Below are 19,415 nucleotides of genomic sequence, written 5' to 3'. Positions count from 1 at the left end.
TAAACTTAAGTCAATCGATGGGAGCAAATCGTGGCGCATGTCCCCTCCACCGGATCCGGTGTGGCCCTTGACCTGATCAGGAGTGGCGAAGCGACAACACGCACTGAACTGATCGAACGGCTTGGCTGGTCGCGAATCACCCTGGCCCGGCGCCTCGACGACCTCCTGGCCGCCGGCATCATCGTGGTTTCCGGTCAGCGCGAGTCCGGGGGCGGACGTCCCTCGGAGAAATTCGCCGTCAACAAAGACGCCGGACTCCTTCTCAGCGTCGACATCGGCGGATCCCACACCCGGGTCGCGATCACCGACCTCATCTCGACCGTGCTCGTGGAGGACGAGGCCGATATCGGCCTCTGGGAAGGCCCGGACGCCGTCTTCACCTGGGCGACGCAGGTCTTCGACTACCTGCTGCCCCGGCTGGGCAAGTCCCGCGCCGACGTGCGAGGAATCGGCGTCGGGGTTCCCGGGCCGGTCGATGCGCAGACCGGGCGCCTTGCCTCGCCACAGCTCGATCAGCAGTGGGCTGATGTGCTGGTAAAAGACTATTTTCCGGAAGAATACTCCGCAGTCTTCGCAATAGACCGCGACGTCAACGTGATGGCGGTTGCCGAGTCGCGTCTCGGCTGGCCCGAGTATCGGGACCTGATCGTGCTCAAGCTCGGGCTCGGGATCGGCTGCGGACTCGTTCTCGACGACCGGGTGTACCGCGGTGCCCGCGGGGGCGCCGGAGATGTCGCCCACCGCTACCGCCACGGTTCCGAGCCCTGCAGTTGCGGAGGCAGCGGATGCCTCGAAACAGTGGCCAGCGGCTATGCCATCCGGCGGCGGTTGAACGAGCGTGGCTACCGCGTCCGCACCAGTTCGGACATTGTCGCACTGGCGCGTCTCGCCAGCCCGGATGCCGTCGAGCTCCTGACAGCGGCCGGGCAGGAGATCGGCACTGCCCTCGTGGACGTCGCGGGCCTGCTGAACCCCCAGATCATCGTCGTGGGGGGAATTCTGGCCGAGGCGGGGGACCCGTTCCTCTCGGCGATCCGGGACACGCTGCTCGCCGGAGCGCGGGCGTTCTCGGGAGAAGGCCTGGTCGTGGCGCAGTCCAGACTCGGCAACAAGGCAGGCATCCTCGGGGCGTCCCTGGTGGCGCAGGACGCCCTCTTCGCCACGGAGCGCATCAGTGCCCTCACCCGCACCCCGCGTTCCGGCAGCCGGGCCGGTGCCGTCCAGGTTCGCATCGTGCCGTAATGACGAACCGACTTTCGTTTACTTGTAGACGAAAGCCCCGCAGGGTGGCTAGGCTCAGGAGGTAACACCGGCACGGCCGGACGGACAGAGCAGTCACGGGCCAGGGCCCGGAACCAAGGAGCGATGCACGATGACGGTGACGACAACTGGTCTCTCGGGCGGGCTTCCCGAAGACGCCATCCTCACGCACGCAGTGGCGGCGGATTGGCGGGCCGCGATCACGCTCGCCGGCGACTTGCTCACGACAAGCGGCGTCACGACCTCCGCCTATACGGCGGAGATGCTCGCCGCAGTCGACACCCTCGGACCGTACATCGTCATCGTTCCCGGCCTCGCCATCGCTCATTCGCGACCTTCTCCGGCCGTTCTGCGTGCCGGAATGAGCTGGGTCAGCCTCGAGACTCCGATCCCGTTCGGAAACTCCAAGAACGACCCCGTCTCACTGGTGCTCGGATTGGCCGCGCCCGACCACGACAGCCATCTCGGCATCATGTCGGCACTCGCCGCGCTGCTGCTCGACGCCGATGCCCTCGCCGAACTCACGGCCGCGGAATCGCCGGCGCAGGTGCACGCGCTCCTCGTCGCTTTCGACCGTTCTCACTCCGACCGCTCTCACACTGATTCATCCCTGGAAGGGAAGGCCACCTCATGAAGATCATCGCCGTCTGCGGTATGGGCATCGGGACCTCTGTCCTGCTCAAGATGAACACCGAGAAGGTGTTGCGCACTCTCGGGATCGACGCGGATGTCGAGGCCGCCGACATCGGCGTCGCCCGGGGGATGGCCAGGGACGCGGAGATCGTCCTGACGTCGGCGGACCTGGCTCCGCAGATCGGCGACGTACCTGCGACCGTCATCGTGATCGACAACTTCTTCGACCTGGACGAAATCTCCGACAAGCTCACCGAGGCACTCGACTGAGCACGTCGTCCTCAACCAGATAACTCACTGACAACTGAACAAACAAGGGGTGTAGCACAATGGAGTGGTTCCTAGTCATACTCGACTTCCTCGGCAAGCAGATCCTGAATGTACCTGCCTATCTCGTGGGGATGATCACGGCGGTCGGGTTGATCGCCCTGCGGAGACCGGCTGGAACGGTGATCGGCGGCGCGCTCAAAGCGGCGCTCGGGTTCCTCATCCTCGGCGCAGGCGCAAACGTCGTCGTGGCCGCACTCAACCCGCTCGGCAACCTCATCCTGGCCGTCACCGGGTCCCAGGGAGTCATCCCCACCAATGAGGTCATCACGGCCCTGGCGGCCGAGCAATACGGCGCCACGAGCGCCTACGTGCTGGTCGTCGGGTTCCTGGTGATGCTGATGTTGGCTCGCTTCACTCCCCTCAAGTACATCTTCCTGACCGGACACCACATGGTCTTCATGGCCATGATGCTCGCCGTCGTGCTCTCCGTCGGGTTCGGACCGAACCTGAGCTGGCTCGTCATCCTGATCGGCGGGTGCCTGCTCGGCGTGATCATGGTCGTGATGCCCGCCTTCGCGCAGCCGTGGACCAAGCGCATCACGGGCGATGACTCGATCGCCATCGGTCACTTCGGTACCCTGGGGTACATTGCGGCGGGCATGGCCGGTCAGGCGACGGGCCAGCGCAGCAAGTCGACCGAGCACATCGACTTCCCCCAGAACCTCAAATTCCTCAGGGACTCGATGGTCGCGACGTCACTCTCGATGGTCATGATCTACATGGTGTTCGCCGTGTGGGGCCTGATCGCCCTCCCGATCGACGATGCCCTCAAGATCTTCGGATCCGCTGATGGTGGCGCGTACATCATGGCCGCCTTTGCCCAGGCGCTGCAGTTCGGCGTCGGTGTCGCGATCATCCTCTACGGTGTCCGCACCATCCTCGGCGAACTCGTCCCCGCATTCCAGGGCATCGCCGAGAAGGTCGTCCCCGGGGCCAAGCCTGCGCTGGACATCCCGATCGTCTTCCCGTTCGCCGCCAACGCAGTACTGATCGGCTTCATCGCCTCGTTCGCCGGTGGCCTCCTGAGCCTCGGTCTCCTCGCCTGGTGGCTCGGCCCGGTCTTCGGTCTGGCCCTGATCCTTCCTGGCATGGTGCCGCACTTCTTCACCGGTGGTGGCGCGGGCGTCTACGGGAATGCGACCGGCGGCCGGATCGGCGCGGTCGTCGGCGGATTCGTCAACGGCATCCTGATCACGATCCTTCCGGCGATCCTCCTCCTGGTGCTCGGCCAGCTCGGCTTCGCCAACAGCACATTCGGCGATGCCGACTTCGGTTGGTTCGGGACGCTGATCGGCGTCAGCCTGCTGAGCGGCAATGTCCTGGTCGGGGTCGTGCTGACCGTCATCATCGGCGCCGTCCTCGTGATCGGTGCCTCGGTCTTCCAGATGAAGGTCGTCGACAAGGGCTGGCTCCCCGGTGCCAAGCACGCCGCGTATGTCGCAGGGATCGACGCGGAGCTGAAGGCCACGGCCGCCGAAGCCAGGGCGGCTGCCAAGGCAGAACGCGCGGCCCATCCCGCATAAGTCGCCTGTTCGATCACGTTCGGTTCCCCCTCATCTGGCGGATGAAGGGGAACCGAACGCGATTCCGGGGAGGGCGGTCAGGACTGGTAGATCTCGAGGGGCAGGCCGTCGGGGTCCCGGAAGAAGAACATCGCCTTGTGGGTGTGCGGGTCGACCCGCAGTTCCTCGCAGTCGACGCCCCGGCCGAGGAGTTCGGCCCGCGCGCCGGGAACGTCGTCGACCTCGAACGCGAGGTGGCGCAGGCCGAGCGCCTCCGGTCCGCTGCGGCGGGCCGGGGTGTCCGGGAACGAGAACAACTCGAGGATGTACTCGCCGTTCAGCGCGAGCTTGCCCATCCAGGAATCGCGCTCGGCGCGGAAGTACTCCGCTTCGAGCGTGCACCCCACCACATCGAGGTAGAACCGTTTCGAGCGCTCGTAGTCGCTCGCAATGATGGCGATGTGGTGCACGCGGTTGATCAGCATGCTCCCAGCCTGACACGGCCGTTCCTGTGAGTCTCATAGCCCGAGTCCAGAAAACGTCCGGGACCGGCAACTATCGTGAAGATTCTGACCATGGAACGCAATTAGGGGTTTTGTTGACGAATCACGGGCCCGAGGGCCGCGCGGACGCCCGCAGGCACGCCAGGGCGGCCACACTCATCCGTCACCGGCGCCGACCGAGCCGCAGCCACACGATGCTCACCCTGATCAAGGCCCTCTCGATCGCGCTCGCGGTCGTCCTCGTGAGCGGGGCATCCGTTGCGGCCATCGCGGTCACCCAGTTCGCAACGAAGGTCTCGGCCAACGCGGTCGACATTTCCAACGGCGCGACCGATGCGCCCGCGATTCCGCAGCTCGGCTCTTTCGAGGGCGGCTTCAACGTTCTCGTCGTCGGGGTGGACAACTCCCTCACCCAGTCGGCGGCATACGGGGACCGTACCGGCACCCTCAACGACGTCAACATCCTGCTGCACGTCTCCGCCGACCATAAGAGCGCGGTCGTGATCAGCATTCCCCGCGACCTCGTCGTCAGCCAGCCCGCCTGCACGGACCCCGACACCGGGAAGGTGTCGAAGGCCGTTTCGTCCTCGGCCATGAACGCGTCCTTCGGCAGGGGAGGACTCGGCTGCGTCGTCTCGACCGTTGCGGCGCTGACCGGACTCACCATTCCCTACGCCGGCCTGATCTCCTTCGAGGGCACGGTCGCGATGGCCGACGCCGTCGGCGGCGTCCCGATCTGCCTCAACGACGCGATCAAGGATCCGTACACGGGACTCGACCTCCCCGCGGGAACGAGCGTCGTCTCCGGAACCGCGGCCCTCGCCTACCTGCGCAGCCGCCACGGTGTCGGAGACGGCAGCGACCTGTCCCGGATCTCTTCGCAGCAGGCATACATGTCGTCGCTGATGCGCGTGATGAAGAGCAGCGCGACGCTCACCGACGTGTCCAAGCTCTCGGCCCTCGCGACGGCAGCGGGGACGAACCTGAAGCTCTCCACGTCTCTCGCCAACATCCCGACCATGGTCGGCATGGCGCTCGCCCTGAAGGACATCGACCTGAACCAACTCGTGTTCGTGCAGTACCCCTCGGCGACGGACCCGGATAACCTCGCGAAGCTCGTGCCGTCGACCGCGCTCGCGAAGAAACTGTTCGCCGCCGTCACGGCCGACCAGTCCTTCACCCTCGACGCCAAGTCCCTCGGCAACAGTGCCGAACTCGACCCGACGGCGACTCCCGCCGCGACTCCCGCCGCGACGTCGACCCCGACGCCGACCCCCACTGCTCCGGCGACCGATGCGGCGACGGGCACCCCGACGCCCGCGGCAACGGATGCCGCGGCGCCCGTCGAAATCGCCGGCCTCCGCGGCCAGACCGCGAGCCAGCAGACCTGCTCGATCGCGTACAACTACTGATCCAGGGCCCGGTCGCGCGCCGCTGAGCGCCCTCCGCAACCCAGGATCAACAGATCGAGGGCCAGCGGTTCCCGCCGGCACTGTCCTTTCGCGCGCCCTGGTGCTAACGTCATCTTGTTCAGTTGACTTATATCTAGGAGAGTGAGATGAATTCTCGAGATCTCCGGCGGATGGTCCTCGTCGTGATCGGCGCGCTCGTTGCCCTCGTCGGATCCTTCATCGGGTCGGGCGCCGCGGGCGGTACGCCGATCCAGAACGCCGCCGGCGGCGCGCTCGCGGCCGACGCGACCCTGATCGCGCCTGCGGTGCCCGCATTCGCGATCTGGACACCGATCTACCTCGGCCTCGTCGGATACGCCATCTGGCAGTGCCTCCCGGCGCAGCGGAGCGATCCCCGGCAACGCCGGCTCGGCTACCCGATCCTCGCCTCCCTGATCCTGAATGCCGCGTGGATCCTGAGCATCCAGTTCGACCAGCTCTGGCTCAGCGTTCCCGTCATCGTGGCCCTGCTCGCGGTGCTCGTCTGGACCTTCCGGCTCACCCTGGCGTCACGCCCGAAGAATATCGTCGAAACGATCCTCGTCGACGGGACCATGGGCCTGTACCTCGGCTGGGTCTGCGTCGCGACCGCTGCGAACGTGACCGCCGTGCTCGTCGCCGCCGGCTTCACGGGCTTCGGGCTCGACCCCGACCTCTGGGCCGTCGCCGTCATCGCGGTCGCCGCGATCGTCGGCGGGTTGCTCGCGATCGCCGGCCACGGCCGCCTCGCCCCTGCGGCCTCCCTCGCCTGGGGACTCGGCTGGCTCGCCGTCGCGCGGCTGGGCGGCGCCCCGCTCTCCGTGCTCGCTGGCATCGCGGCCGTCGTCGCGGTGGTACTCGTGCTCGCCGTGACCGTCGGTGCGCGCCTGCGCATGGCCGAACTTCCCGTATCCCCACCGACCCGAACGGTAGTCGCATGACCGACCAGCGCCCAGCCACTCCCACGTCCCCCCTCGCCCGCACCGAGTCTCCGCGCCGCCGCTGGGCCGGCCTCGTCTTCATCAGCGTCGCCGTCGCGCTCATCATCGTCGACTCGACGATCATCAACGTCGCGATCCCCTCGATCGTGCGCGACCTCGCGATCACCTCGACGCAGGTGCAGTGGGTCCAGGAAAGCTACACCCTCGTCTTCGCCGCACTCCTGCTCGTCTTCGGCACACTGGCGGACCGGTACGGCCGACGCCGGATCCTGATCCTCGGCGTCGTGATCTTCGCCGCGGCATCCGTTCTCGCCTCGGCGGCCCAATCGGGCGACCTGCTGATCGGAGCCCGCCTGATCCAGGGCATCGGCGGCGCCATGGTGCTTCCGACCACCCTGTCGCTGATCAATGCGAACTTCCGCGGGCGGGACAGAGGCATCGCCTTCGCGATCTGGGGCTCCACGATCGGCGGCATGGTCGCCGTCGGGCCGCTGCTCGGCGGCTGGTTGACCACGTACTTCTCCTGGCGGTGGGCCTTCGGCATCAACGTTCCCCTCGGCGTGATCATCATCATCGGGGTGCTGGTCTTCGTCACCGAGTCGAAGGACGCCGGTGAACCTCGCCGGGTGGACGTCGTCGGCGCCGTGCTCTCCGTGCTCACGAGCGCGACCCTCGTCTTCGGGCTCATCGAGGGCCGCAGCTATGGCTGGTGGCTCACCAACAAGCCGATGGTGATCGGCGGCTTCACCTGGCCGTACGAGATCTCGCCGATCCCGATCGCCTTCGCGATCACCCTTCTCGCCGGCACGGCGTTCATCCTCTGGGGCCTCTCCCGTCAGCGCGCCGGAAAGACCACCCTCCTCGCGTTCTCCCTGTTCCGCATCGCGTCCTTCCGCAATGGGAACATCGCGGCCATGATCGTGTCGCTCGGCGAGTTCGGCATCATCCTGTCCCTGCCGCTCTGGCTGCAGAACGTGTTGGGCTATGACGCCCTGCAGACCGGGTTCGTGCTGCTCGCGCTCGCGATCGGCTCCTTCGTGGCGAGCGGTTTCGCCGGCGCATACGGCAACCGGGTCTCCCCGGAAACGATCGTCCGGGTCGGAATCGTGCTGGAGATCGTCGGCGTCGCCGGACTCGGCCTCGTGATCACCGCGGATGCGAGCTGGCTGGCGATCGTGCCGTTCCTGTTCGTCTACGGCATGGGTGTCGGTCTCGCGACCGCCCAGCTGACCGGGGTCGTGCTCAAGGATGTGCCGGTCGAGAAGAGCGGCCAGGGCTCAGGCACCTCCTCGACCGCGCGCCAGATCGGCTCCGCGCTCGGTATCGCGGTGCTCGGCACCGTGCTGTTCACCTCGGTCGGCGCCTCGCTCGACGCGAAACTCGCGGACGTGCCCGGGTTGCCCGAGTCTGCGCGCACCCAGGTCGTCGACGCGGTCGTGGACAGCGCCGGGGCGGCGATCCCCGCTCTCGACGCACAGAGCCCTGCCGTGGCCACCGCCGCGCGCGACGCCTTCAGCGAGGGCACCCGGTACTCCGCATTCGCGGCGGCCGGATTCCTCGTCATCGGCCTGCTCGCGACCCTGCGGCTCTCCGGGACCGCGCCGCACCGCGACGGACGCGAGCCCGAAGCGGATGCCGGTGCCCCGGCATCCGTCGCCGTCACCCCGGCGGACAAGCCGGTCTGACGCAGCGGACGCCGGGTTCCTGGGGCTAGGAGGCCGACCTCGGCGTCTCCGTGTTCCGGCGGGCGGGCTGCGGCTTCTGGTACGCCAGTTCCCCGCCCACCCTGCCGCCGTATGGACGACCGTGATCGGCGAATTCCTCGCGGAAGAACGCCATCCGCCACGGCCCGAGTTCGATGCGTGCTCCGGTGCGCAGAATTCGGCCCCCCTCCGACGAACGGCTTCCGTCGATGCCCGGGGACTCCGCTCCCGGTGCCACGGGCCCGAGGTAGAACAGCACGTACTCGTCGTTCTGGTCGTGCCGGATCTCGGCGTGGATGGGGGCGAGACCGTCGAGCCTCAGATCGGCGTCCGGGCTCGATCCGATCCTGGTGGTCTCCGGCTTGAGGTCGAACTGACGGGGCGGCGTGCCGTCCCAGTTCTCCGACCCGACGACGAAGATCAGTCGGGGCCGTCCGGATCCGCGGGTGTAGTGCGTGGTCGTCACCGTGCGCCGGATGCGCCGGTCGAGCGTCGGCACCAGCGGGAAGAGGGTGGACGGCGGCAGGGTCACGACCGGCGCCGGTTCTGCTGCGGCGGCGCGCCTGCGACGCCGCAGCAGCGGCGCCAGCGCCGCCCGGGTGCCGAGGGCGACATGCGCTGACCCGGTCAGGAGGCGCTGCAGGCGGGGAGCCTGGATCGCTCCGAGCCGGACCACCAGCCCGTCCGGGCCGCTCAGCGACACGGAGAGCCCCCGTTCGGCCAGGTCTGCCGCGAGGGTGCGGACCTCCTTGAGAGTGATCGTCCTCGTCTGCAGGAAGAGCTCTGGCCTGCTCGCGAAGATCTCCACGTCGGTTCCGGCGGCGGTGATCGTCCCCTGCATCCGTTCGCCGCCGTGCTGGCCGTCCGGCTCGGCAAGGGAGAAGGCGAGATCGATATCCAGGCGGGTGGTCGTTGCCATGGTCAGTGGGCAGCGGACTCGACGGCTGGGCCTTCGCTGGTCGTGACGCGGAGGGTCCCGTTCAGCTTCCACGTCGCCCGCGGGGCGTCCGGTCCGATGTCCCGCGGGACTTCGACGGCCATGTCGATGAAGGTGTAGTTGATCACGGCGCTCTTGCCGGTCAGGTACGACCACATCTCCTTCCCGAGATCGGTCCAGTCCTGGATGATGTGGCCGTCGGGGCCCGACGCCGTCCCGGCCGCGTCGTCGGTCGTGCTCGTGCTGGTGGTTTCGCTCACGGTGTGTCCTTCTGAATTCGTCGATGAGAATGCGGAGTCCGACGTCGAGGAAACCCTCCGGGGCACCCCGTGAGAGGGAAGCCCGGCCACGCCAACACTGCCGTTGGGTCGAGGCTAATGGGCCACTCCGCACAGTGGGGGATTGCACAGACGGCTCACAGCAACCCGGTGTCGGTCGTTTCGGTTAGCCTCGGGGCAGATCCTTTCGGGAGGCCGTCGTGTTCCTGCTTGACCCTGTCACCGTCGTGTACTCGGCGAGCGACCTGAGCGCGGCCGCGGTCTGCGAATGGGCCGTGATGCGCCGGCTCGACGCCCGCCTGGGGCGGATCGACCCGGTTCCGGACCCCGTGGACGCCATGCTCGCGCGCACCGCAGAACTCGGCGACGCCCACGAGCTGCAGATGCTGAACCGGCTCCGTTCGTCCGGGCCCGTCGTCGAGATCGAGCGTCCCGCCCGCGCCGGGCGCACTGAGATCCTCGACGCCGCCCGGCTGAGTGCGGCGGCCCTCCGCGCCGGCGTCGCTGTCGTGTTCCAGGCTGCCTTCTTCGACGGGCGCTTCCTCGGGTACGCGGACTTCATCATCCGCTCGCCGGAGCCGGGCGATTCGGCGGGAAGCGCCGCGGCGGGGCCCCGTTATGAGGTCTACGACACCAAGCTCGCCCGCTCGGCGAAGGTCACCGCGCTGCTGCAACTGGCGGCGTACAGCGACCAGCTCGAACGCCTCGGTATCCGCACCGGCGACCGGGTGCACCTCCTACTCGGCGACGGACGCACGAGCTCGCACCGGCTGGCAGACATCCTGCCGGTGTACCGGGCCAGGCGGGCCAGGCTCGAGGGCCTGATCGACGACCGCCTCGCCGACGCCGAGGCGACCCCCTGGGGCGACCCCCGGTACGTCGCCTGCGGTCGCTGCGCGGTCTGCGAGGAACAGGTACAGCTGCACCGTGACGTGCTCCTCGTCGCCCAGCTGCGCCTCACCCAGCGTGCTCGCCTGCGTGCGGCGGGCATCAGCACGATCGAGGAGCTCTCCGTGTCGACCGGGCCCGTTGCCGGCATCACCGATCCGACGCTCGCGACCCTGCGCGCACAGGCCAGGCTGCAGCTCGACCCGCACCCCGGCCGGCCACTCGCGTGGCAGGTGACCAACCCGCGGGCCCTCGCCGACCTGCCGAAGCCGAGCCCGGGGGACATCTTCTTCGACTTCGAGGGCGATCCCCTGTACCAGGAGGGTGCGGACGAGACGTCGGCCGGGACCGTCGTGTGGGGGCTCGACTACCTGTTCGGCCTCGTCGAAGCCGACGACACCTTCCGCGCGTTCTGGGCGCATAGCCACGCCGAGGAACGCCAGGCCCTCATCGATTTCCTCGACTACGTGCGGGAGCGCCGGGACCGCTACCCCGACCTGCACATCTACCACTACGCCCCCTACGAGCGCACCCACCTGCTCAGCCTCGCCGCCCGGCACGGCGTCGGCGAGGATGCCGTCGACGACCTGCTCCGCAACCACGTGCTCGTCGATCTCTACCCGGTCGTGCGGCAGGGCCTCCGGGTCGGCAGCCGCAGCTACTCCCTCAAGAAACTCGAGCCGCTCTACATGGGGGAGGAGGCCAGGGAGGGTGTCGACAATGCCGCAGACTCGATCGCCGAGTACGCGCATGCGGGCGAGCTCCTCGCCGCCGGCGAGGCGGATGCCGCCGCGGCCGTCCTCGAGGACATCGCGCGCTACAACGCCTACGATTGCCGTTCGACGAGGCGGCTTCGGGACTGGCTCCTCGACCGGGCCGCAGAGGAGGGTGCCTGCGACGACGGTGCCGCCGGACACCTCGCCACACCCGGCGAGTTCCCGATCGCGGTCCCCGAGCGGGAACCCGACCCGGTCTACCTCGAACTGACGGCCCTGCTCGACCAGGTACCGCCGACCGGCCGCACGAGCGACGAAACCGCGCTCGCCCTCGCGGCGGCGGCGATCGACTACCACCGCCGCGAACAGAAGTCGTTCTGGTGGGACCACTTCGCCAGGCTCGCCTCGCCCCTCGAGGACTGGTCGGACACCAGGGACGTCTTCGCGGTCGTGCGCGCCACCGTCGAGATCGGCTGGCACCGCGAGGGCAGGCAGGTCCTCGACCGTCGCCTGCTCCGCCTCGAGGGCACTCCGGCACCCGGAAGCTCGTTCAAGGCCGGACAGCAGCCGTTCCTCGTCTACGACCCGCCGTATCCGCCGATCCGGCGGAGCGACGAGCCGGGTGCCCGCACCGCGCACAACAAGGCGACGATCGTGCAGGTGGGCGCGGACGGCGGCTTCGGCGCTACCCTCGGCGCTACCCTCGGCGGCGCTGCCCTTGACGGCGGCGCCCTCGACGACGGTGTGATCTTCGTCGACGAGATCCTCGAACGCGACGCGCCCCACCACGACGCGCTCCCGGTCGCGCTGACTCCGGGAACCCCGCCGCAGCCCGGCAGCCAGGTCGGCGCGATCTCGCAGTGGGGCAGGGCCGTGCTGACCGCGTGGCCGCTCCCGCTCGCCGATGCCGCGTTCGACATCCTGCGCCGGGTGCCGCCGCGGCTGCGCGCGGGTGCCAGCCTCCCCGCCGTCGCCGCAGGAGACACCCAGAGCGCCATCCTGGACGCCGTGCTGGCCCTCGATCACTCGTACCTCGCGGTTCAGGGCCCGCCAGGAACCGGGAAGACCTTCGTCGGCTCTCGGGTGATCGCCGAGCTCGTCGTCCGGCACGGCTGGAGGATCGGCGTCGTCGCTCAGTCCCATGCCGCTGTCGAGAATATGCTGCGCGCGGTGGTCGACGCGGGCGCCGAGTCCGGGCTCGACCCGGACCGCGTCGGCAAGAAGCCGAAGAAGGGCGAAGAAGCCACCGTCGTTCCCTGGCTCTCCCTCGATGCGAAGAGTCTCACCGCTTTCACCGGCCGGCCGGGCGGCTGGGTACTCGGCGGGACAGCCTGGGACTTCAGCAATGCCGATCGGATCCCGCGCGGCTCCCTCGACCTGCTCGTGATCGACGAGGCCGGCCAGTACTCCCTCGCGAGCACGATCGCCGCGGCCGTCTCCGCCGAGCGGTTGCTGCTCCTCGGCGACCCGCAACAGCTTCCGCAGGTGAGCCAGGGCACCCACCCCGAACCCGTCGACCTCTCCGCGCTCGGCTGGCTCACTGACGGGCATCGGGTGCTCCCCGCCGAACTCGGGTACTTCCTCGCGACCAGCTGGCGGATGCACCCGGCCGTCTGCGCGCCCGTCTCGGCGCTCTCCTACGAGGGCAAACTCCGTTCGCACTCCTCGGACCGCAGCCTCGCCGGGCTGGAACCCGGGCTGCATCCCGTTCCGGTGCGCCACACCGACAACGCGACCTCGTCCGTCGAAGAGGCGGATGTCGTGGTCGGGCTCGTGCGGAACGCCCTCGGCCGGCCGTGGACATCCGCCGGGCGAACCGCCCCGCTCGGTGAGGCGGACGTGATCGTGGTCGCGCCATACAACACCCAGGTCGGGCTGATCCGGGAACGGCTCCGGGCGGCGGGTCTCTCCGCGGTTCCGGTCGGCACGGTCGATAAGTTCCAGGGCAGGGAGGCCGCGGTCGCGATCGTCTCACTCGCGGCATCGTCTGCGGAGGAGGTGCCGCGCGGCCTCGAATTCCTGCTGCTCGCGAACCGGCTCAATGTCGCCATCTCGCGCGCCCAGTGGGCGGCGTGGCTCGTCTACTCGCCCGCGCTCACGGACTCCGTACCGCACAGCGTCGAGGCCCTCACCCAGCTGAGCGCCTTCATCACCCTCGTCGATGGGCAGACGAACGTCGGGTAGAAGAACGACGGGCAGACGAGCGGCGGGCACACGAGCGGCGGGCACAAAAAAAGGAAGCACCCTCGACTGCCGAGGGTGCTTCCTGTAATGCGGGTGGGGTGCTACTCGGCGTCGAGGTCCGTCTCGAGGATCTTCACGAGGGCTTCGAGCGCCTCGTCGGCGCCGTCGCCTTCCGCACGCAGCACGACGACGTCGCCGTTGGCCGCGCCGAGGCTCATCAGGCTCAGGATGCTCGAGGCGTCCATGGCGTCTTCAGCAGGCTCGCCCTCCATCGCGATGGTGACCTCGATCGGCAGTTCGCCGACGGCGGCCGCAAAAATGGATGCGGGACGGGCATGCAGGCCGACTCGGCTGGCAATGGTGGCGGTGCGTTCGGACATAATTCCTCCTGGTTGATACTCGACGACGGTCGTGCTCGACGATACTGCGGGCTGACTGGAGTGGTGCGGGTGCGGTTACGCGCGTGCGATCACAAACCCAACTCTTCAAGTATGGGCAATCCGGCGCGCACGCGCTTGCGGGCCTCTGTCGGATTCGGTGCGGATACCGCGAGGGCGGCGAGCTTCTTGGCGTCGTCGAGGGTGACGGACTTCAGTACGGCTCCGACCGCGGAGAGAGACCGCGACGTCATCGACAGGGTTGCCACGCCGAGTCCGACGAGCACGACGGCGAGCACGGGGTCGGCTGCGGCCTCGCCGCAGACGCCGACGGGCTTGTTGTTGCCTTCGGCGATGGAGCCTTCGACGGTGAGGCCGATGAGCTTCAGCACGGCCGGCTGCCACGGGGAATTCAGTGCGGCGAGCGTGCCGAGCTGGCGGTCGGCGGCCATCGTGTACTGGGTGAGGTCGTTCGTGCCGAGGCTGACGAAGTCGACCTCGCCGAGGATCCGGTCCGCCAGAAGGGCGGCGGAGGGCACCTCCACCATGACGCCGGGGATCTTGAGCCCGGCGGTCGCGCACATCGCGGCGAACTCGGCTGCTTCCTCAGGAGTCGCGATCATCGGGGCCATCACCCAGACGAGTGCGGCGGAACCTTCGGCGGCCTGGGCGATCGCGGTGAGCTGGCGGGCCAGGACACCGGGCGTGGTCAGGTCGGTACGGTAGCCGCGCACGCCGAGCGAGGGGTTGGGCTCACTCGTGTCGGTCAGGAACGGCAGTGGCTTGTCAGCGCCGGCGTCGAGGGTGCGCACGACGACCTTCTGGCCGGGGAACGCGTCGAAGACGCCACGGTAGGCGACGACCTGTTCTTCGATCGTGGGCTCGGTCTCGCGCTCGAGGAAGCAGAACTCGGTGCGGAGGAGTCCGACGCCCTGGGCGCCGGCCTCGGCGGCCTTGACGGCATCCTTGGCCCCGCCGACGTTGGCGAGCAGGGGGACGAGGTGGCCATCGGCGGTGCGGCCGTTGCCATCGAAGACGGCGAGGATCGCTGCGGCGGTCTTCCACGCCTCGACTGCGGCGATTTCCTCGGCGCCGGGCTCGAGGGAGAGGGTACCGGCAGCGCCGTCCACGAACACCTCGGTTCCGTCTTCGAGGGCGTCGACGCCGGGGGCCGCGACGATGGCCGGGAGGCCGAGGGCGCGCGCGATGATGGCGGTGTGGGACTGCGGCCCGCCGCCGGAGGTGACGAGGGCGAGGATCTTCTCCGGGTCCAGGGTGGCGGTGTCTGCGGGGGCGAGGTCTTCGGCGACGAGGATGAAGGGTTCGTCGGAGAGGGGGATGCCCGGCGCGGGCACACCGCGCAGTTCGGCGACGATACGGGCGCGGACGTCGAAGACGTCGGTGGCGCGATCGGCCATGTAACCGCCGAGGTTGATCAGCATCTCGGCGACGGAGGCGCCGGACTCCCAGATCGCGCGCTCGGCGGAGGTTCCGGTGTTGATGTGCTTGATCGCGGCCTTGATCAGCATCGGGTCGGTCGCCATCAGCGCGGTCGCCTCGAGGACGGCCTTGCTCGCGCCGGTCGCTCCCGCTGCCCGGTTCTGCAATTCGAGTTGGACGGCCTTGGCGGAGGAGCGCAGCAGCGCGGTTGCGGCATCCGCAGACAGGGACGGGGACAACCGTTCTCCGGCCGGGGGTTCACTGACCGGTTTGGGCATCTGCCGAATCGATCCGATGATCCGTCCGGGACTGACGCCCACGCCGGAGAAGTTCTGCTGCACGGTTTGACCTCTATTCTTGCGTGGGAATTGGTTGCCCACGGTAACGATATTACGCGGCGGCCGGTACGGATCACGTATCGGCCGCCGCGTTTTCATGCGGTGATGGTACTACTTGCTGGTTATGCGGTGACCAGAACCGGGGCTTCCACTCCGGTGGTGACCTTCTTGGTGGTGTACCGCTTCAGCGCGATGACGGCGAGGCCTGCGACGACGGTGCCGATCGCGATGGCCAGGGCGAAGAGCGCGAAGCTGTCGATCGCGAAGAAGACGAAGATGCCGCCGTGCGGGGCCTTGCTCGTGACACCCCAGGCCATCGACAGGGCACCCGTGACACCGGCACCGAGCATGCTCGCCGGGATAACGCGCAGCGGGTCTGCCGCGGCGAACGGAATGGCACCCTCGGAGATGAAGGACGCACCGAGCAGCCAGGCCGCTTTGCCGTTCTCACGTTCGATCGGGCTGAACAGCTTCTTGTCGAGCACGGTGGCCAGGGCCATCGCGAGCGGCGGAACCATTCCGGCTGCCATCACGGCGGCCATGATCTGCCACGGGGCCTGGTTGACCACGGTTGCGGTGCCGAGACCGGCGACGGCGAACGCGTACGCAACCTTGTTGACCGGGCCGCCGAGGTCGAAGCCCATCATCAGGCCGAGGATCAGTCCGAGGACGATCGCCGCTGCGCCGCTCATGCCGGTGAGCCAGGTGTTCAGCGCGGCGGTGAGCCAGGCGATCGGGCCACCGAGCACGAGGAACATCAGCCCGGAGGCGACGATCGAGGCGATCAGCGGGATGATCACGACGGGCATCAGGCTGCGGAGCCAGCGCGGAACGTTGAGCCGCGCGAAGCTGGCCGCTGCGACACCGGCGAGCAGGCCGCCGGCGATGCCGCCGAGGAACCCTGCGCCCATGAACCCCGCGACGGCACCGGCGACGAACCCGGGAGCGATACCCGGCCGGTCGGCGATGGCGAAGGAGATGTAGCCGGCGAGGGCGGGAACCAGGAAGCCCATCGACAGGGCGCCGATCTTGAAGAAGACCGCGCCGAGGTAGATCGCGAGGCCACCCTCCGGCAGGTTGAAGAGACTGTTCTGCAGGGTCACGACGTCGGCGATCTTGGTGATCTCGTAGCCGCCGAGGAGGAAGCCGAGGGCGATCAGCAGACCTCCGCCTGCGACGAACGGGATCATGTAGCTGACACCGGTGAGGAGTGCGCGCTTGACCTTCTGGCCGAAGTGCTCGTTCTTCTCGTCGACCTCCGCTGCCCCGGCGGTTCCGCCGACGCGGCGGGCGTTCGGGTTCTGGGAGGCTGCGATCGCGTCCGCGATGAGCTTGGCCGGTTCGTCGATGCCGCGCTTGACCGGAACCTGGATGACGGGCTTGCCCGCGAAACGCTCGCGACCGCGCACGTCGACGTCGACCGCGAAGATCACGGCGTCGGCGGCGGCGATGATCGCCGGGTCGAGCATGGTGAGTCCGGCAGACCCCTGGGTCTCGACCTGCATCTCGACGCCGGCGGCTTCCGCGGCGGCAGAGAGGGCCTCAGCGGCCATGTAGGTGTGCGCGATGCCGGTGGGGCAGGCGGTGACGGCGACGAGGCGCTTCACGCCGGTGGACGTCGACACCGCGGGGGCTGCCGCGGCGACGCCGGCGGCGACGGGAACGGGAGAGACGACGTTGGTGACGAGCTCGACGATTTCCGCGGGCGTCTTCGCCGCGCGCAATGCGGCCGTGAAGGCGGGCTTCATCAGCGAGCGGGACAGCTTCGCGAGGATCTTAAGGTGTTCCTGGTCCGCGCCTGCCGGCGCTGCGATCAGGAAGACCAGGTCCGCGGGGCCGTCTCCTGCACCGAAGTCGACCGGGGTCGACAGCCGGGCAAGCGCGAGGGTCGGCTCGGTAACGGCGGCGGAGCGGCAATGCGGGATGGCCAGGCCGCCCGGGATGCCGGTGGCCGTCTTCGCTTCGCGGGCGAGAGCATCCGCGTACAGGCTCTCGATCTCGGTGGCCCGGCCTGCGCCGACAACGAGCTCGGCGAGTCGCCGGATGACGCTCGAGGGAGCGGCTCCGAGGTTCTTATCCAGAGCGACGAGCTCCGGGGTGATCAGTGCACTCACTGGACATCCTCCTTTGGATGGGTCAGCTGCGTCACGGTGACGTCGCTGGGCTTTGTTTGGTTCAGTGCCGGAACGGTTGATCCGGGCAAAGATGCGGCTGCGGCCCCGTGGGCCGCCGCCTGGCGGAGTGAATCGGGGGCGTTCCCGCCGGCCAGGTCGCTGAGCAGGAAACCGGCCAGCGACGAGTCGCCGGCGCCGACGGTGCTCACGGCGACCATGGGCGGGGTCTGGGCGAGCCAGGACCCGTCCTTCGTCGTCAGCACGGCCCCCTGGGCGCCGAGTGTTGCGAGGACGGCGCCGACGCCGCCGGCGACAAGCCGGGCGGATGCCGTGGCGACCATGGCGGGATTGCCCTCGAGCGCCTCGGGGTCCGGGATGCCGGTGAGCTCGGCGAGTTCCTCACCGTTCGGTTTGATCAGGTCGGGGCCGGCGCCGACGGCGGCGGCGAACGGGGCGCCGGAGGAGTCGACGGCGACCTTCGGGGCCGCGGCTCCGTAGCGGGCGCGGAGCTTGCGGATGATGTCCGCGTAGAAATCGACGGGCGCGCCCGGGGGCAGCGAGCCGGCGAGCACGACCCAGCCCGCGCCATCCGCCCGGTCGAGCACGAGCTCGATGAGTTCGGTCTGCTGCGCGGGGGTCAGCACCGGGCCGGGCACGTTGACCTTGGTCGTGGTGCCGTCGGGCTCGGTGATGGCGACGTTGCTGCGGATGCTCGCACCGATCGGCATGCCGAGGTGCGGGATGCCCGCCTCGGTAAGCGCGATCAGGACGGGATCGAGGGCGTCGCCCGGCAGGATGGCGAGGCTCTCCACGCCGGAGGCCTCGAGGGCGCGGCAGATGTTGACACCCTTGCCCCCCGGCTCGACATGGCTCGCCACGGCGCGCTGTACCTCGCCGCGGGCGAGGACGCCGTCGAGCGAAATCGTGCGGTCAAGGCTCGGATTCGGGGTAAGCGTGATGATCACGCGATCACAACCTCTACGTCAGCCGCGGCGAGGGCCGCGGAAAGTTCCGGTGATGGGAGGGCGTCCGTGATGAGCACGTCGATGTCGCCGAGCGCGGCGAACCGCACCAGGGTTTCTTCGTCGAGCTTGGTGGAATCGGCGAGCGCGACGACGAGCCGTGCCGATCGGACGATGGCGGTCTTCACGGACGATTCGACGAGGTCGGGGGTGCTGAGGCCGAAGATGGCGTGCACGCCGTTGGCGCCGATGAACGCGATGTCGGGACGGAGACCCTCGAGCTGGGCGACCGTGCTCTGGCCGACGACCGCGCGGGTCAGGCCGCGGACGCGACCGCCGAGGAGGTGGAGCTGGATTTCCTCGTTGCCCGCGAGCTTGTATGCGATCGGAACGGCGTTGGTGATCACGAGGAGCTGGTCGTCGGGGCCGGCGGAGGTCCAGTCGGCGAGGCGGTCGGCGAGCAGTTCGGTGGTGGTGCCGGCATCGAGGATGATCGACCCGGACTGGCTGGTCGGGATCATGGCGAACGCCGCCGCGGCGATGCGCTCTTTCTCGTCGTGTCGCTGGGTCTGCCGTTCGGCCAGGCTCGGCTCGGACAGGCTGAGGCGGTCCAGGGCCACGGCACCGCCATGGACTCGACGCAACTGCCGGGAACCCTCGAGCGTATCGAGGTCGCGGCGCACCGTTTCCGGGGTGATGTCGAAGCGAGTTGCAAGTTCATTGACGGTGACCCGGCTGGCGGTCGTGACGAGTTCGGCGATCAGCGCCTGCCGTTCTTCCGCAAACATGATACCTCCTCGTCTTTGAGTGACCCCCCGCCACCGCGCGGCCCGATCTCTTCGATCAGGATTGACACCACAATATCTGTGTTTCTTTTTG

The 19,415-nt window shown here is 68.7% G+C and carries 16 protein-coding genes; 8 read left to right on the top strand and 8 right to left on the bottom strand.

The features are described from left to right. The first annotated feature begins 30 nt into the window (after positions 1 to 30). From E3O44_RS04575 to E3O44_RS04560, 4 genes are all read left to right on the top strand, one after another. Positions 31 to 1,242, top strand: coding sequence for an ROK family transcriptional regulator (locus E3O44_RS04575; protein WP_134532860.1), 1,212 nt, complete (start codon positions 31 to 33; stop codon positions 1,240 to 1,242). A gap of 130 nt (positions 1,243 to 1,372) precedes the next feature. Next, complete coding sequence (locus E3O44_RS04570) at positions 1,373 to 1,894, top strand: PTS sugar transporter subunit IIA (protein WP_134532858.1); 522 nt, start codon at positions 1,373 to 1,375, stop codon at positions 1,892 to 1,894. Further along, positions 1,891 to 2,163 (top strand): PTS sugar transporter subunit IIB, encoded by a 273-nt coding sequence (locus E3O44_RS04565; RefSeq protein WP_134532856.1) that lies wholly within the window; start codon positions 1,891 to 1,893, stop codon positions 2,161 to 2,163. The genes E3O44_RS04570 and E3O44_RS04565 overlap by 4 nt, the downstream gene beginning before the upstream one ends. Positions 2,164 to 2,222: 59 nt before the next feature. Continuing rightward, positions 2,223 to 3,746, top strand: a complete 1,524-nt coding sequence (locus E3O44_RS04560; RefSeq protein ID WP_134532854.1) for a PTS ascorbate transporter subunit IIC — start codon at positions 2,223 to 2,225, stop codon at positions 3,744 to 3,746. Positions 3,747 to 3,823: 77 nt separating this feature from the next. Here the strand turns inward: E3O44_RS04560 and E3O44_RS04555 are convergent, their stop codons facing one another. Further along, positions 3,824 to 4,210, bottom strand: a complete 387-nt coding sequence (locus E3O44_RS04555; protein WP_134532852.1) for a VOC family protein — start codon at positions 4,208 to 4,210, stop codon at positions 3,824 to 3,826. A gap of 113 nt (positions 4,211 to 4,323) precedes the next feature. Between E3O44_RS04555 and E3O44_RS04550 the strand changes: the two genes are divergently transcribed. The 3 genes from E3O44_RS04550 to E3O44_RS04540 all read left to right on the top strand — a co-directional run bounded on the left by E3O44_RS04550 (position 4,324) and on the right by E3O44_RS04540 (position 8,284). Next, complete coding sequence (locus E3O44_RS04550; protein WP_241976023.1) at positions 4,324 to 5,640, top strand: LCP family protein; 1,317 nt, start codon at positions 4,324 to 4,326, stop codon at positions 5,638 to 5,640. Between the two features lie 146 nt (positions 5,641 to 5,786). Further along, on the top strand, positions 5,787 to 6,599 hold the full coding sequence (locus tag E3O44_RS04545) for a TspO/MBR family protein (protein ID WP_134532850.1): 813 nt from the start codon (positions 5,787 to 5,789) through the stop codon (positions 6,597 to 6,599). Continuing rightward, positions 6,596 to 8,284, top strand: coding sequence for a DHA2 family efflux MFS transporter permease subunit (locus tag E3O44_RS04540; protein WP_134532848.1), 1,689 nt, complete (start codon positions 6,596 to 6,598; stop codon positions 8,282 to 8,284). The genes E3O44_RS04545 and E3O44_RS04540 overlap by 4 nt, the downstream gene beginning before the upstream one ends. 25 nt (positions 8,285 to 8,309) lie before the next feature. On the opposite strand, the gene E3O44_RS04535 is transcribed toward E3O44_RS04540, so the two are convergent. Both E3O44_RS04535 and E3O44_RS04530 read right to left on the bottom strand, forming a co-directional pair. Next, positions 8,310 to 9,221, bottom strand: a complete 912-nt coding sequence (locus tag E3O44_RS04535) for an FHA domain-containing protein (RefSeq protein ID WP_134532847.1) — start codon at positions 9,219 to 9,221, stop codon at positions 8,310 to 8,312. 2 nt (positions 9,222 to 9,223) lie between these two features. Further along, positions 9,224 to 9,499, bottom strand: a complete 276-nt coding sequence (locus E3O44_RS04530) for a hypothetical protein (RefSeq protein WP_420897908.1) — start codon at positions 9,497 to 9,499, stop codon at positions 9,224 to 9,226. Between the two features lie 218 nt (positions 9,500 to 9,717). On the opposite strand from E3O44_RS04530, the gene E3O44_RS04525 reads away from it, so the two are divergent. Beyond that, the gene (locus E3O44_RS04525) at positions 9,718 to 13,305 is read left to right on the top strand and encodes a TM0106 family RecB-like putative nuclease (protein WP_134532845.1); all 3,588 of its coding nucleotides are present in this window, start codon (positions 9,718 to 9,720) and stop codon (positions 13,303 to 13,305) included. Between the two features lie 101 nt (positions 13,306 to 13,406). Here E3O44_RS04525 and E3O44_RS04520 read toward each other — a convergent pair whose 3' ends face one another. The 5 genes from E3O44_RS04520 to E3O44_RS04500 form a co-directional block, all read right to left on the bottom strand. Continuing rightward, positions 13,407 to 13,685, bottom strand: a complete 279-nt coding sequence (locus tag E3O44_RS04520) for an HPr family phosphocarrier protein (protein WP_134445914.1) — start codon at positions 13,683 to 13,685, stop codon at positions 13,407 to 13,409. A gap of 89 nt (positions 13,686 to 13,774) precedes the next feature. After that, positions 13,775 to 15,559, bottom strand: a complete 1,785-nt coding sequence (ptsP, locus tag E3O44_RS04515) for a phosphoenolpyruvate--protein phosphotransferase (protein ID WP_134532843.1) — start codon at positions 15,557 to 15,559, stop codon at positions 13,775 to 13,777. A 23-nt stretch (positions 15,560 to 15,582) separates the two neighbouring features. Continuing rightward, a complete protein-coding gene (locus E3O44_RS04510; RefSeq protein WP_134532841.1) occupies positions 15,583 to 17,574 on the bottom strand; it encodes a PTS fructose transporter subunit IIABC in 1,992 nt (663 codons plus the stop codon). Continuing rightward, entirely contained in the window at positions 17,571 to 18,539 is a 969-nt protein-coding gene (locus E3O44_RS04505) for a 1-phosphofructokinase family hexose kinase (protein WP_134532839.1), read from the bottom strand. Before E3O44_RS04505 ends, E3O44_RS04510 begins: the two co-directional genes overlap by 4 nt. Next, positions 18,536 to 19,324, bottom strand: coding sequence for a DeoR/GlpR family DNA-binding transcription regulator (locus tag E3O44_RS04500; protein WP_134532838.1), 789 nt, complete (start codon positions 19,322 to 19,324; stop codon positions 18,536 to 18,538). The genes E3O44_RS04505 and E3O44_RS04500 overlap by 4 nt, the downstream gene beginning before the upstream one ends. Between the last annotated feature and the right edge of the window lie 91 nt (positions 19,325 to 19,415).

The sequence above is a fragment of the Cryobacterium algoricola genome, from assembly GCF_004402485.1.
Taxonomy (GTDB): domain Bacteria; phylum Actinomycetota; class Actinomycetes; order Actinomycetales; family Microbacteriaceae; genus Cryobacterium; species Cryobacterium algoricola.
The sequence above is the reverse complement of the archived record's forward strand: the minus strand, read 5'-3'. Positions and strand labels throughout refer to the sequence as shown.

Excerpts from the sequence above, each read along its gene's own strand:
- E3O44_RS04570 (WP_134532858.1), top strand. The coding sequence starts at position 1,373 with ATGACGGTGACGACAACTGGTCTCTCGGGCGGGCTTCCCGAAGACGCC.
- E3O44_RS04565 (WP_134532856.1), top strand. The coding sequence starts at position 1,891 with ATGAAGATCATCGCCGTCTGCGGTATGGGCATCGGGACCTCTGTCCTG.
- E3O44_RS04560 (WP_134532854.1), top strand. The coding sequence starts at position 2,223 with ATGGAGTGGTTCCTAGTCATACTCGACTTCCTCGGCAAGCAGATCCTG.
- E3O44_RS04555 (WP_134532852.1), bottom strand. The coding sequence starts at position 4,210 with ATGCTGATCAACCGCGTGCACCACATCGCCATCATTGCGAGCGACTAC.
- E3O44_RS04545 (WP_134532850.1), top strand. The coding sequence starts at position 5,787 with ATGAATTCTCGAGATCTCCGGCGGATGGTCCTCGTCGTGATCGGCGCG.
- E3O44_RS04540 (WP_134532848.1), top strand. The coding sequence starts at position 6,596 with ATGACCGACCAGCGCCCAGCCACTCCCACGTCCCCCCTCGCCCGCACC.
- E3O44_RS04535 (WP_134532847.1), bottom strand. The coding sequence starts at position 9,221 with ATGGCAACGACCACCCGCCTGGATATCGATCTCGCCTTCTCCCTTGCC.
- E3O44_RS04520 (WP_134445914.1), bottom strand. The coding sequence starts at position 13,685 with ATGTCCGAACGCACCGCCACCATTGCCAGCCGAGTCGGCCTGCATGCC.
- ptsP (WP_134532843.1), bottom strand. The coding sequence starts at position 15,559 with ATGAAAACGCGGCGGCCGATACGTGATCCGTACCGGCCGCCGCGTAAT.
- E3O44_RS04500 (WP_134532838.1), bottom strand. The coding sequence starts at position 19,324 with ATGTTTGCGGAAGAACGGCAGGCGCTGATCGCCGAACTCGTCACGACC.